At 71.0% G+C, this 13,967-nt stretch carries 9 protein-coding genes; all 9 read left to right on the top strand.

All coding sequences use genetic code 11. The annotated features are described in order from the left end of the window. The first annotated feature begins 1 nt into the window (after window position 1). Window positions 2–535 (top strand): potassium-transporting ATPase subunit C, encoded by a 534-nt coding sequence (locus tag SK571_RS41175; protein WP_319989546.1) that lies wholly within the window; start codon window positions 2–4, stop codon window positions 533–535. Further along, window positions 535–3,021 (top strand): sensor histidine kinase KdpD, encoded by a 2,487-nt coding sequence (locus SK571_RS41170; RefSeq protein WP_319989545.1) that lies wholly within the window; start codon window positions 535–537, stop codon window positions 3,019–3,021. Before SK571_RS41175 ends, SK571_RS41170 begins: the two co-directional genes overlap by 1 nt. Further along, window positions 3,018–3,695, top strand: a complete 678-nt coding sequence (locus SK571_RS41165) for a response regulator (RefSeq protein ID WP_319989544.1) — start codon at window positions 3,018–3,020, stop codon at window positions 3,693–3,695. The genes SK571_RS41170 and SK571_RS41165 overlap by 4 nt, the downstream gene beginning before the upstream one ends. Window positions 3,696–3,768: 73 nt before the next feature. Next, complete coding sequence (locus tag SK571_RS41160; RefSeq protein WP_319989543.1) at window positions 3,769–4,683, top strand: glycoside hydrolase family 16 protein; 915 nt, start codon at window positions 3,769–3,771, stop codon at window positions 4,681–4,683. 79 nt (window positions 4,684–4,762) lie between these two features. Further along, window positions 4,763–6,253 (top strand): amidohydrolase family protein, encoded by a 1,491-nt coding sequence (locus SK571_RS41155; RefSeq protein WP_319989542.1) that lies wholly within the window; start codon window positions 4,763–4,765, stop codon window positions 6,251–6,253. Window positions 6,254–6,363: 110 nt separating this feature from the next. After that, on the top strand, window positions 6,364–7,674 hold the full coding sequence (lysA, locus tag SK571_RS41150; RefSeq protein WP_319989541.1) for a diaminopimelate decarboxylase: 1,311 nt from the start codon (window positions 6,364–6,366) through the stop codon (window positions 7,672–7,674). A gap of 44 nt (window positions 7,675–7,718) precedes the next feature. Then, a complete protein-coding gene (locus tag SK571_RS41145) occupies window positions 7,719–8,999 on the top strand; it encodes an SWIM zinc finger family protein (RefSeq protein WP_319989540.1) in 1,281 nt (426 codons plus the stop codon). Then, window positions 8,996–11,464, top strand: a complete 2,469-nt coding sequence (locus tag SK571_RS41140) for a DUF6493 family protein (protein WP_319989539.1) — start codon at window positions 8,996–8,998, stop codon at window positions 11,462–11,464. Before SK571_RS41145 ends, SK571_RS41140 begins: the two co-directional genes overlap by 4 nt. After that, window positions 11,461–13,967, top strand: a 2,507-nt coding sequence (locus SK571_RS41135) for a DUF6493 family protein (RefSeq protein WP_319989538.1), incomplete at its 3' end; no start/stop codon positions are given. The genes SK571_RS41140 and SK571_RS41135, both read left to right, overlap by 4 nt.

The following is a 13,967-nucleotide window of genomic DNA, read 5'->3' as shown; positions in this document are numbered from 1 at the left end:
AATGACGAACTTCCTCAAGCAGTCGTGGGCGGGTCTGCGGATCCTGCTCGCACTCACGGTGCTCCTCGGTGTGCTCTACCCGCTGTCGGTGTGGGGCGTGTCGCGGATCCCCGGCCTGCACGCCAACGCCGAGGCCACGGACACGACGCTGGTCGCGGTGGCCCGCGAGGGCGACCGGTACTTCGTGCCGAGGCCGTCGGCCGCGACGCTGCCCGCGTCCGGTGGCTCGAACAAGGGCGAGCTGAACGAGGACTACACCAGGGTCGTCGCCGAGCGCCGCACCGCTGTGGCGCAACGCGAAGGCGTGCCCGAGAGCCAGGTGCCGCAGGACGCCGTGACGGCGTCCGCGTCCGGCCTCGACCCGCACATCAGCCCGGACTACGCGGCGTTGCAGGTGCCCCGTGTGGCACGCGCGTCCGGGCTGCCGGTGGAGGAGGTGCGTGAGCTGGTCGCTGCCCACACTCACGGCACCTTCACCACCACCGTCAACGTGACTGCGCTGAACCGTGCCATCGACAGCGCAACCCAAAAATGATGGGCGTTGACGGTCGCCGGGGTGAGCTGAGGATCTACCTCGGCGCCGCTCCCGGCGTCGGCAAGACCTTCGCCATGCTCGGCGAGGCACACCGGCGCCGGGAGCGCGGCACGGAGGTGGTGGTCGGACTCGTGGAGACCCACGGCCGCGACAAGACCGCCTCCCTGCTCGAAGACCTGGAAGTGGTGCCGCGCAGGGTGATGCGGCACCGTGAGCTGGAAGTGTCCGAGATGGACGTGGACGCGGTCCTGGCCCGCCGGCCCGAGGTCGCGGTGGTCGACGAGCTCGCGCACACCAACGCTCCGGGCTCGCGCAACGAGAAGCGGTGGCAGGACGTCGAGGAACTGCTCGAAGCGGGCATCGACGTCCTGTCGACGGTGAACGTCCAGCACCTGGAGTCGCTGAACGACGTCGTCGAGCGGATCACCGGTGTCCGGCAGCGGGAGACCGTGCCGGACGAGGTGGTCCGCCGCGCCGAGCAGGTCGAGCTGGTCGACATCACCCCGGAGGCGTTGCGACGGCGGCTGGCGCACGGCAACGTCTACCCGGCGCACCGGATCGACGCCGCGCTGGGCAACTACTTCCGGCCCGGCAACCTGACGGCGTTGCGCGAACTGGCGCTGCTCTGGGTCGCCGACCAGGTCGACGTCGCGTTGCAGCGGTACCGCAACGAGAAGGAGATCACCGACACCTGGGAGACCAGGGAACGGGTCGTCGTCTCGATCACCGGCGGCCCGGAGAGCGAGACGCTGATCCGCCGCGCGCGCCGGATCGCGACGCGGGCGGGCGCGGAACTGCTGGTGCTGCACGTGATGCGCGGCGACGGGCTGTCCGGCGCCGCGCCCGAGCACATCGCCCGCTCCCGCAGGATCACCGAGGACGTCGGCGCGACGTTCCACTCGGTGGTGGGCGACGACGTGCCGACGGCACTGCTGGAGTTCGCCCGCGGGGTCAACGCCACCCAGCTCGTCCTCGGGACCTCGCGCAGGTCGCGGGTCGCGCGGGCGTTCGACGAGGGCATCGGCGCGGCCGTGGTGCAGGAGTCCGGCGCGATCGACGTGCACATGGTCACGCACGACGAGTCGCGGCGGGGTCTGCGGTGGAAGACCGGCGCGGACCCGCTGTCGCTCCGGCGCCGCCTCATCGGCTGGGGCCTGTCGCTGGCGTTGCCGGCGGCGGTGACGGCGCTGGGCATGCTGTGGCGCGACGAACTGGACTTCTCGACCGACCTGGTGGCGTTCCTGCTGGTCACGTGCGTGGTGGCGATCGCGGGCGGGCTGGGCCCCGCGTTGTTCTGCGCGGTCCTCGGAGCCGGGCTGCTCAACTACTTCTTCACCGAGCCGTACTACAGCCTGGCCGTGCGCACGCCGGAGAACGTGATCACGCTGGCGGCCATGGTGATCGTCGCGACCGTGGTGGCGCTGACGGTCGACCGGGCGGCCCGGCTGGCGGAACAGGGCGCGCGGGCGCGAACCGAGGCCGCGTTGCTGGCCTCCTATTCGCGGACCGTGCTCACGAGCCCGTGTCCGCTGACCCGGCTGCTGGAGAAGATCCGGGAGAACTTCGGCCTGGAGTCGGTCGCTCTCGTGGAGCGGCGGGACGGCACCTGGACCCGCGTGGAGTGCGCCGGAAGGGACTCCGGTCCCGTGACCGAGGTGACGGTCACGGACGACGTGCGGCTGAGGCTGAGCGGTCGCGTGCTGCCCGCGAGCGACCAGCGGGTGCTGGAGGCCGCGGCCGGGCAGACGTTCGTGGCACTGCGGCAGCAGCGGATGGCCGCCGACGCCCTGCACGCGCAACGGAAAGCGGAGACGTCGGAGTTGCGCACGGCCCTGCTGTCGGCGGTGGGCCACGACCTCCGCACACCGCTGACGTCGATCAAGGCGGCGATCGGGAGCCTGCGCGACACCTCGCTGCCACTGTCCGAACAGGACGTCACCGAGCTGATGGCGACCGTGGAGGAGTCCGCGGACCGGCTGACCGGCCTGGTGGACAACCTGCTGGACTCGTCCCGGCTCGCGACCGGTTCGGTCGAGCCGGTGCTGCGGCCGGTCGGCTACTACGAGGTCGTGGCCAGGGCGCTCGCCGGCATCGGGGGAGAGGTGACGGTGGTGGTGGCCGAGGACCTCCCGCCCGTCCTTGCGGACCTGGGTCTGCTGGAGCGCGTGGTCGCCAACGTGGTGGACAACGCCCTGCGGCACGGCAGTCCGTCGCCGGTCACGATCCGTGCCAGCCACCACGGTTCCTCCGTCGAACTGCGGATCGTGGATCACGGTCCCGGCCTGCCGAAGAAGACGGGACACAGGTTGTTCGCACCGTTCCAGCGCCTCGGCGACCGCTCCGCCACACCGGGCGTCGGGCTCGGGCTGAGCGTCGCGAAGGGCTTCACCGCCGCCATGGGAGGGGAGATCAGCGCCGAGGACACCCCGGGCGGCGGACTGACCGTGGTCATCTCACTGCCCGCCTACGAGGAGACTTCCCGATGACATCAGTGCTGGTGGTCGACGACGAACCGCAGATCGTCCGTGCGTTGAGGATCAACCTCAGCGCTCGCGGCTACGAGGTCATGACGGCCTACGACGGCAGATCCGCCTTGGGCGTCGCCGTCGAGGGCAAGCCGGACGTGGTCGTGCTCGACCTCGGCCTGCCCGACATCGACGGCGTGGACGTGATCGCCGGGCTGCGCGGCTGGTCCACGATCCCGATCATCGTGCTGTCCGCGCGCACCGACTCGTCGGCCAAGGTCGAGGCCCTCGACGCCGGGGCCGACGACTACGTGACCAAGCCGTTCGGGATGGACGAGCTGCTGGCCAGGCTGCGTGCCGCCGTGCGCCGCACCGTGGCGCGCGAGGCCGGCGATCCCGTGGTCGAGACGGCGTCGTTCGTCGTCGACCTGGCGGTGAAGAAGGTGCAGCGAGGAGGCCGCGAGGTCCACCTGACACCGACCGAGTGGGGCCTGGTCGAGATCCTGGCACGCAACCCCGGCCGGCTCGTGTCGCAGAAGCAGCTGCTGCAGGAGGTGTGGGGGCCGATGCACGTCAACGAGTCCCAGTACCTGCGCGTCTACTTCGCTCAATTGCGGCGCAAGCTGGAGGACGACCCGGCCCGCCCGAAGCACCTGATCACCGAGCCGGGAATGGGATACCGGTTCGAGCTCTGAGGTTGACGCGGAGGCGTGAGAGCGCTTCCATGGGAGTCCGCTGCCGCACGATCGTGACAGAGAGGTCATCATCGTGGCTCGAAAACTTCGGTATGCGCTCCTGGCGCTGCTCCTGGCGCTCCCGCTGTCCGGCGTCGCCCGGGCGGCGGTCCCACCGACACCGCCCGGCTGGTCGCTGGCCTGGTCGGACGACTTCGACGGTGCGAACAACACGGCGCCGAACTCGAACAACTGGATCGTCGACACCGGTCACGGCTACCCCGGCGGCCCTGGCAACTGGGGCACCGGCGAGATCCAGCGCTACACCAACGACCGCGCCAACCTGCGCCTCGACGGCACCGGCAACCTGCGGATCATTCCGTGGCGTGCGGCCAACGGCGAGTGGACCTCGGCCCGCATCGAATCCCGCCGGGCGAACTTCAAGGCACCGGCAGGCGGCGTGCTGCGCATCGAGGGCCGCATCCAGATGCCGAACATCACCGGCACCGGCGCGCTCGGCTACTGGCCCGCGTTCTGGGCGTTGGGTGCCCCGTACCGCGGCAACTACTGGAACTGGCCGAGCATCGGCGAGTTCGACATCATGGAGAACGTCAACGGCATCAACAGCGTCTGGGGCGTGCTGCACTGCGGCGTGAACCCGGGTGGTCCGTGCAACGAGACGAACGGTCTCGGCGCCTCCCGCGCCTGCCCCGGCAGCCAGTGCCCCGGCAACTTCCACACCTACCGCTTCGAGTGGGACCGCTCGGTCAGCCCGAACCAGTTGCGCTGGTACGTCGACGGCCAGCAGTTCCACACCGTGCGGCAGAACCAGATGGACGCGACCACCTGGAACAACATGACGTCCCACCAGGGTTACTTCATCCTGCTGAACGTGGCGATGGGCGGCGCGTTCCCGAACGGCGTGGCTGGCCGCGGCACTCCTGTCCCGGAGACGACGCCCGGCCGTTCGATGGCGGTCGACTACGTGGCGGTGTGGACCCGGCCGTAGTTCTTCCGGCTAGCCCTACTGTTCCACCGCCCCGAAGTCGCTAGCGTGGCAACAGGGGACTTCGGGGGAAGGTGGAGCAGTGGGGGAGCTTGCGCGCCGGGACGTGCTGTCCTGGCTGGGGAAAGGCGCACTCGGAGCGGTCGCGCTGGGTGCGGTGGGACAACCCGCGATGGCGGCGAGCGGCGTGACCGTGCTGCGAGGAGCGACGCTCATCGACGGCACCGGCCGCCCGCCCGTCCGCGACGCGACCGTCGTGCTGGCCGGCGACCGGATCCTGGCCGCCGGCCGGCACCGTGACGTGCCCCGCGGCGTGCGGGTGATCGACGTGGCCGGGAAGTACGTGATCCCCGGCCTGTGGGACCTGCACACGCATGCGACGTTCTTCGAGAACACCGTCGCGCCACTGCACGTCGTCCAAGGCGTCACGGGCATCCGCGAGATGTGGGGCCGGCCCGAGACCCACGACACCCACCGTCGCATCGAGTCCGGCGAGATCCTCGGTCCGCGCATGGTGGTCGCCAGCACGATCGTCGACGGACCCGGCTCCATCTGGCCCGGTTCGGACGTCGTCCGCACCCCGCAGGAGGCCCGCGCCGCCGTGCGCAGGGCCAGGGACGGGGGAGCGGACTTCGTCAAGGTCTACTCGTTCCTCTCGCCGGAGTGCCACGCCGCCATCGCCGACGAGGCCCGCAGGCTGCGGATCCCGTTCGCCGGGCACGTTCCGGCCCGCGTGCCGGTGCAGGACGCGCTGGCGCAGCACACCCACGAACACCTCTACAACCTGTTCACGTCCACATCGGACAACGCCGACGCCCTGTACGCCCAGCTCCGTGCCATGCCCGACGACCCGGCCGACCCGAACTGGTGGGGCCGCCACGCGGGCCGGATGGAACGCGCGGCCGTCGCCACCCACTCACCGGCCCGCGCCCGGCAGTTGTTCGCCGCTATGGCCAGGCAGGGGACGTGGCAGTCGCCGACCCTCTTCGTCGAACGGAACATGTCCCGCTCACCCGAGACCATCACGAACGACCCGGTGGCCCTCGAACGGATGCGCTACATCCCCGTCGGCCTGCGCGCGCAGTGGCAGCAGATCATGTCCGGCCGCCCCGCCCGCACGCCCGAGGAAGTCGCGGAGCTGCGGAGGTTCGGGGACGCCCGCATGCGCCTGCTCCAGCAGATGCACGAGGCGGGCGTGGGCGTCGTCGCGGGTACCGACGCGGGCTTCGCCTACGTCTTCCCGGGCTTCTCCCTGCACGACGAACTGGCGCTGCTGGTCCAGGCGGGCCTCAGCCCGGACCAGGCCCTCCAGGCCGCCACCCGCGACGCCGCGCGCTGCGTCGGCCGGGAGCACGAGTCGGGCACGGTCACCCCGGGCAAGCGGGCGGACCTGGTCGTGCTGGACGCGGACCCGTTGCGGGACATCACGAACGTGGGCCGCATCCATGCCGTCGTCAGCCGGGGCCGCTACCTCGGCCCGGCCGACCGCACGCGCGTCCTCCGGGAGATCGAGGCCGCCGCACAGGAACCGGTGGAGGCACCGGCGACGCCGATGGGGTGCTGCGCGCACTGATGTGGTCCCCGCCACCGCGATCGTCAGGATCGCGTCAAGGCGGGGCCCGCCCGTGTCAGGGTCCCGTCCGGGATCTGGGCACGGACCCGCGGCAGGCGTGTGCTGGACGCATGACACTCGCGGAGTTGTTGCCCAGCACCGGATGCTCCACCGAACCGGTGCTGGAGGACGGTCTCTGGCCGGACGGCACCCGGATCGCCGGCCAGGACCTGGTCATCGGTGGACTTCCCGTCACGCAGCTGGCGGCGCGCTTCGGCACCCCGTGCCAGGTCCTGGACGAACAGACGGTCCGCAGCAGGGCGAGGGCCTTCCTCGCCGCACTGCCCGGCGCCGAGGTCGTGTTCGCGGGGAAGTCGTTGCCCTGCCCCGAGGTCTACCGCTGGATGGCGCAGGAAGGCCTGTCCCTGGACGTGTCCTCGGCCGGAGAGCTCGCACTGGCCAGGGCCGCCGGGTTCCCGGCGACGCGGATGGTCATGCACGGCAACGTGAAGACCGCCGAAGACCTCAAGGCGGCCCTGGAGCACGGCGTCTCCAGGATCGTCGTCGACTCGTTCGACGAGATCGCCCAGCTCGGTGCCCTGGCGACCCGCGGCCAGGAGGTCATGATCCGCGTGACGCCCGGCATCGACGCCCACACCCACGCCAAGATCGCGACCGGCGTCGAGGACCAGAAGTTCGGTTTCTCACTGGCTTCCGGCGCCGCCCTGGAAGCGGTCCTGCGGGTGGTCGAGCAGCCGTCGCTGAGACTCGTGGGCCTGCACTGCCACCTCGGCTCGCAGATCAGGCTCGTGGCGAGCTACGAGGAAGCCGTGCGCCGGATGGTCCGCCTGATCGCGTCCTGCGGCACCAGGATCGAGCAGCTCGACCTCGGTGGCGGCTTCTGCGCGCCGTACCTGCGGGGCGACTCGGACTTCGACCTCGCGGGGTTCGCCCACCGGGTCCTGGGCGCCCTCAACTACGAGTGCGCGCTGCACCGCGTGCCGCCGCCGCGCCTGCTCGTCGAACCCGGCCGCTCGATCGTCGCGAACGCCGGTGTGACCCTGTACCGGGTGTGCGCGGTCAAAGAATCAGTGCGCACGTTCGTGGCCGTCGACGGTGGCATGAGCGACAACCCGCGTCCCGCGTTGTACGGAGCCAAATACGCCGTCCGGCTCGTGGGCCGAGGTGGAAAACCCAAGCCTGTCACCGTTGTCGGCAGGCACTGCGAGGCCGGCGACGTGCTCGCCGAGGACGTGCTCCTCCCGAGGGACGTGCACGCCGGGGACCTGCTCGCCGTCCCCGCGACGGGTGCCTACCACCACGCCCTGGCGTCGAACTACAACCAGGTCTGCCGTCCGCCGGTCATCGCCGTCAAGGACGGGGTCGCCAGGCCGATCGTGCGCAGGGAGACCGAGGAGGACCTGTTGCGCCGCTACGTTTGATCATTCGGGTGCCGAGTCGAACGCCTGTTCCCTAGAGTGGCGCGATGCACTCGTACGCCTACGTGGCCGACTCCCGGCTGGACGAGACACGGCGCGCCCTCGGACTGCAGACCTCCGGCGGCCGGGCGCCGAACCCGCGCTTCTTCACCGGGTTCCTCGGCGACTCGCAGCAGGCCGCGACGGCGTTGCTCGCGATCGCCAAGGTCGCCGGCACCCGGTACTTCCAGCCCACCACCGAGCGCCTGCGGGACCCGGTCGTCACCTGCAACGGCGACCGGCTGCGCTTCGAGTCGTTCTCCGGCTGCTGCGGTGTCTACGCGCGCCTGGACGTCCTCGGCGACGCCCTCGACGGCGAGGTGCACGACCGCGGCACCACGAACGTCGACGTCAACGAGCCGTTGCGGCGTGCCCTCGCCCGCGTGACCAAGGGCGACCCGCTGCACCTCACGGTGGGGCCCGACCAGGTCGAGTTCGGCACGCTCGACGGCGCGGTCGTCGAGAAGAAGGTCCCGCTGCCACCGCGCTGGTTGCGGGGCTTCGCCGAGACCCAGGTCCTCACCTCGAAGTTCGACCTGAAGGCCAAGCTCTCGGCGGCGGACGCGCAGCGGTTCCTCAAGACGCTGCCCAAGGGCCGCGCGGCGGTGTGGGCCGTGCCGTCCGGGAAGTCGTTGCGGCTCAGCGGAACGGCCTCGGCCAACGCCGTGTGCCTGGCGGGCCCGAACCGCCTGGAGACCCTCATCCCGTTGCTGCGCTTCGCGAAGGCCGTCCGGCTCTACGGCCCGCCGCCCGCCGGCAAGCCCGTCGCGAGCGGCTGGGAGGTCGACCTCGGCGCGCAACGCCTGACGCTCGTCCTGTCGCCCGAGGTGACCCGAGGCCTGTCCGGCGAAGGCGCCGTTCTGGACGGGCTCGCGGCGGGAGACGCCGACACCGACGCCGAACTGGTCGGCGCGCTGCTCGACTTCGAACCCCGCGTGGACGTCGCCGACCTGGCCGACCGGTCCGGACTCGCCTCGGCCAGGGTGAAGGACGCGCTGGCGCAACTGGGCACGGCCGGCCGGGTGGGCTACGACCTCGCCGAGGCGTCGTACTTCCACCGCGAACTGCCCTACGGCGGCATCGACGTCGAGGCCATGAACCCCAGGCTGCGCAACGCGAAGGCGCTCGTCACGCAGAACGCCGTCAGCTGGGACGGCGACACCGCGGTCGTGGGGTCGTACCGCGTCAACGGCGAGGCGTGCACCTGCCAGTGGTGGGCCGAGTACCGCGGCGGGCGCGGCAAGTGCAAGCACGTGCTGGCGGCGGACATGGTCAGGGGAAAGGTGTGACGTTCGCCCGGATCCAGGCGCTGATCGAGTCGGGTCGCGCCTACCCGCTGGGGGAAGCGCTCAAGGGCCTCACCGCCGAGCAGCGCAAGGAGTGCGCGAAAGACCTGATCGCGTACGAGAAGGCGCACCGGGCGAGCGACGGGCGCTGGCAGCACGGCGAGCCGCTGGCGATCGCGGGCGCGGGACTGCTTCCGAGCGCGTCGGCCCTCACCCCGTGGCTGGTCCGCTACCCGATATCGATGCACCACAGCCGGCGGCACGACGACAACGCCGGTGCTCTCGTCGACGTGCTGCGGCATCGCGAGCTCACGTGGATGCCGGACCTGGTCACGAGGATCGCCGCGAGGATGCCGACGCGCGAGCGCTGGCGGCAGGACCTCCTCCACGTCGTCCTCGAGTTCTGCGGCGACGACCCGCCGGACTCGGACGGCTTTCTGTTGCACTTCATGGACTCCGGCGTCCACACGAGGTGGAAGCCCGCGTTCGACACGTTGATCCCGCGGATGCTGGAGGTCGTCGGCAGCGGCGGGATCATGGGCGCCCGGCGCCAGTGGCCCGAGTTCCTGCGCGACAGGGCGGACCGGCAGGTGCTCCTCGACGGCTGCCTGGCCCGCCTGCAGCAGGGCGGAACGGCCGCCGAGGTGGGCGGTTTCCTCGTCCTGCACGAGGTCATCGAGGTCACGGTCGAGGAGATCGCCGCGCACGCGCGGGACTACGTCGCCATGCTGCCGGACTCGCGTTCGACGGTCGCCGGTCTTGCCCAGGACCAGCTGAAGCGGCTCGACGATGCCGGAAGGCTCGACTTCGGCCTGCTGTGCGAGGCGAGCCGGTGGGTGTTCGGCCGCACCGAGAAGAAGCTCGTCCGCGCCCAGCTCACGTGGCTCGGCAAGCACGGCAAGGCGAACCCGGACGAGGTGGTGCTGACCGCGGCGGAGCTGTTCGCGCACAAGTCGGACGACCTGCGCGGCCAAGCCGTCAAGCTGATCGCGAAGCACCTCGGCAACGCCCGCGACACGACGCAGGCCGAGGTCCGGGCCCTGGCCGAGCAGCTGCCGGGAGACCTGGCGGAACAGCTCGGCGGCATCACGTCCCAGGAACAAGCCCCGGAACTGGCCGCGTTCGAGCCCAGGCCGTTCCCGAGTCTGATCGCCACCCTCGACGAACTCACCGGGGAGCTGCTCAGCGCGTTCGGCCGCAACTCGAGCTACGTCGAACCGTCCACAGCGGAACGCATCATCGAGGCGGTGGTCCGGTTCGCCTGGCAGGACAGGGAAGCTCTCGGCGAGGCGATCCGGCCGTTCTCCGAGAACACCCCGTGGTTCGACGACTCCCAGCACACCCCGCGTTCCGAGCTCATCGGAGCGGTTCTCGACGCGCGCGACAAGCCGCGCCCGCTGAAGCACGGGGTGAGCACCGAAGTGGACTTCGCTCGCAACCGGAAGCCGGAGCACGGCATCGGGGCGGTCGGGGACGAACTCGCCAAGCGGCTGTACGAGATCGGGAGAGGCCTCGTGCACCTGCCGAAGCCGGCCCTGGTGTCCACGCCCACCGAGATGTCCGGCCTGATCGACCCTGCGACGCTGGCCGACCGCCTGGCCAGGGCCGAGGCCGAGGGCTGGGAACCGTGGCAGCGCGACCTGCGCCAGGCCGTCCAGCGCCTGCCGCGCGACACGGACACCGCCGTGTTCGCGTCGCTGACCAGCAAGGCGGCCGCGAAGGTGCGCGACTGGCTCGCGAGCAGGACCGACCCCGAGATCGCCATCGTGGAACGCACCTACCGGCATCCGTGGCGGTACTCGTCCTACATGGCCGAGACCGGCCTGTACGCGACCGTCACCCCCGGCTTGGAGGAGCCGGAGCAGTTCCTGCGCGACAACGACGGCTGGGGCCCGATGATGGAGTGGTGGCCCTCCTCGCTGCCCGTCCAGCGGGAGGTCGTCGCCGCTCACCTCGTTCCGCACCTGCGGGCGCGGACGGCCTCGAAGGGCGCCGACGGCCCACTTCTGCCGATGCTCGCCGAAGCCCACGGCCCAGCGGGCCCTGCCCTGCACCTCGCCCTCTCCTACGGACTCGGGGCCGAGCTGACCGTCAACCGCGCCCACGCCGTTGACGCGGTGCTGATCCTCGCCGCACGCGACCAGCTCGACGGCCGGACGCTCGGTGATTTCCTGGGACGGTTGCTCGAACGCGGTGACCTCGTGATGAACCGGGTCGTGCCCTGCCTGCGCGACGCGGCCCGCTCCGGTGCCGCACGCCAGATCTGGGACGCCCTGACCACAGCCGTTCCGCGACTGTGGACCCACAACCGGGTGGCGGACGTGATCGAGCTCGCGGTCGAACTGGCCCAGCGGCTCCAGCCGGGCGGCACGGTCGGCGGACTGGCCGAGGTCGCCGCCCGCAAGGGATCGAGCAAGGCCGTCGTGCAGGCGAAGAGGCTGATGAGCGCACTGGGAGGGACCGCGTGAGCTTCGACAGGATCCAGGCTCTGATCGAATCAGACCAGTTGCTCGCGCTCGGGGAGGTGCTCAAGAGCCTCACGCCGGAGGAACGCAAGGAACGCGCTGCCGACCTCGTCGCGTACGAGAAGAAGCGGCGGGCGTCCGGCCGGAACTGGGACCACCACGCCGCCTTGCAGATCGCGGGCATCGGGTTGCTGCCGAACGCCTCCACGCTCACGCCGTGGCTGGTGCGCTACCAGATCTGGTGGCACGGCATGAGCCAGGAGAACGGCATCACCGAGGCGCTGGACGTGCTGCGGCACCGCGACCCCGCATGGCTGCCGGACCTGGTCGCACGGGTCGCCGCGAAGATGCCCACTCGGGAACCGAGCCGGCACGACCTGATGCGGATCGTGCTGGAGTTCTGCGGCGACAACCCGCCCGACACCGACGGGTTCCTGTTCCACTTCCTGTTCTACGGCGGCTACACGGACTGGCGTCCGTCCTTCGACGCGCTGATCCCGCGCATGCTGGAGGTCGTCGGCAGCGGGGCGATCTTCGCGAACACCGGGCAGTGGCCGCAGTTCCTGTGCGAGCGGGCAGACCGGCGGGTGCTCCTCGACGGCTGCCTGGCCCGGCTCCAGCAGGGCGGCAGCGCCTCGGAGATGGAGGGTTTCCTCGCGCTGCACAAGACTCTCGACGTGACGCTGGACGAGACCGCCGAGCACGTACGCGACTACGTCGCGATGCTGCCCGACTCGCGTTCGACGGTCGCCACCCTCGCGCAGGACCGGCTGAAGTCGTTGGACGAAGCGGGAAGGCTCGACTTCGACCTGCTCGCCGACGCGAGCCGGTGGGTCTTCGGCCGCACCGAGAAGAAGCTGATCCGCACCCAGCTCACGTGGCTCGGCAAGCACGCCAAGTCCACTCCGGACGAGGTCGTGCTGACCGTCGCGGAGCTGTTCGCGCACGAGTCGGACGACCTGCGCGGCCAGGCCGTCACGCTGATCGCCCAGCACCAGGCGAAGATCGGCGACACCACCCGGACCGAACTGCTGTCGCTGGCCGGGCAACTGCCTGCCGACCTCGCCGCCCAGCTCGGTGCCGAGACGGTCGCGGAGGAGACGGTCGAGCTCGCACCGTTCACGCCGCGGCCGTGGCCGGACCCGATCGCCACGCTGGACGAGCTGACCGGCGAGGTGCACGGGCTGTTCGGCCGCAACGCGGGGCAGGTCGACCTGGTGACCGCGGAACGGATCATCGAGGCGGTGGTCCGCTTCGCCTGGCAGGACAAGAAAGCGATCGCCAGCGCGTTCGCGCCGATCTTCGAGAAGTACCCGTGGGTGCTGAACCGCGGTGCCTACGAGACGTACCCCGACCACGCCCGGCGCGACTGCTGGTCGGTGCTCGTCTCGATCATCGGCGCCGTGTCCGAGACCGCCGCACCGCTCGGCCCGATCGAGTCGGTGCTGGAGGCGGCCAGGACGTGGATGAAGCAGCTCAGGCGGGCGGAGGTGGGCTCGGTGAGCCTGCAGCTCGCCAAGCGGCTCAACGAGATCGCCAAGGGCGTCGTCGACTCGCCGCGACCGGCGCTGGTGTCGACGCCGACCGTGACGAGCGGCCTGCTCGCCGCCGCCACGCTGCTCGAACGGCTCGCCAAGGCCGAGGCGGAGAACTGGGAACCGTGGCCTCGTGACCTCCGGCAGGCCTACCACCGGCTGCCGCGAGACACCCGGCCGGAGGACTTCGTGTCGTTGACGAGCAACGCGGGCAAGCTGCTGCGCGAGTGGCTCGAGGACTCGAGTGATCCGGTGTCCGAACTGGTCGAACGCACGCGCAAGCAGCATCACGCCTACGGGACCCCGCCGCCTCCGGAGAAGCGGCTGCTCGTGACGCTCACGCCCGGACTGCCCGACCCGGAGCGGTACTGGTTCAGCTACAACGGCTGGGGCGCCATGCTCCTGTGCTGGCCCGCTGTCCTGCCGGCGCAACGAGAGGTCGTCGCCGCCTACCTCGTGCCGATCCTCGCGAACGGCCGGGAGTCGAAGGTCGACGACGGCCCGGTGCTGCCCGCACTCGCCGAGGCGGAGGGTCCGATCGGCGCAGCCACGCATCTCGCGCTCGCCTACGGGCTGGGCGCCGAGGGGACGGTCGGCCGTGCCCACGCCGTCGACGCGCTGCTGATCCTCGCGGCCCGCGACCAGCTCGACGGCAAGGCGCTGGGCGAGGTCGTCGGCCTGCTGCTGGAACGCGGCGAACTCGCGCTGAACCGCGTGGTGCCGTGCCTGCGCGACGCCGCACGTTCCGGAGCCGCCGCGCAGATGTGGGACCTGCTGGCGACCGCGCTGCCGAAGGCGTGGTCGCACAACAGGGTCGCGGACCTGGTCGAGCTCGCGGTCGAACTGGCCCAGCGCCTCAAGCCGGGCGGCACCGTCGGCGGTCTGGCGGAGGTGGCGGCCCGCAAGGGTTCCAGCAAGGCGGTCGTCCAGGCTCGGAGGCTGGTGAACGCACTAGTAGAGCGTCGCGGCTA

This window comes from Lentzea kristufekii, assembly GCF_033949925.1.
GTDB lineage: Bacteria > Actinomycetota > Actinomycetes > Mycobacteriales > Pseudonocardiaceae > Lentzea > Lentzea kristufekii.
Note: the sequence above shows the minus strand (reverse complement) of the source record. Positions and strands in the feature narration are given on the sequence as shown.

Coding starts and splice junctions, on each gene's coding strand:
- SK571_RS41175 (WP_319989546.1), top strand. CDS start 2: ATGACGAACTTCCTCAAGCAGTCGTGGGCGGGTCTGCGGATCCTGCTC.
- lysA (WP_319989541.1), top strand. CDS start 6,364: ATGACACTCGCGGAGTTGTTGCCCAGCACCGGATGCTCCACCGAACCG.
- SK571_RS41165 (WP_319989544.1), top strand. CDS start 3,018: ATGACATCAGTGCTGGTGGTCGACGACGAACCGCAGATCGTCCGTGCG.
- SK571_RS41145 (WP_319989540.1), top strand. CDS start 7,719: ATGCACTCGTACGCCTACGTGGCCGACTCCCGGCTGGACGAGACACGG.
- SK571_RS41170 (WP_319989545.1), top strand. CDS start 535: ATGGGCGTTGACGGTCGCCGGGGTGAGCTGAGGATCTACCTCGGCGCC.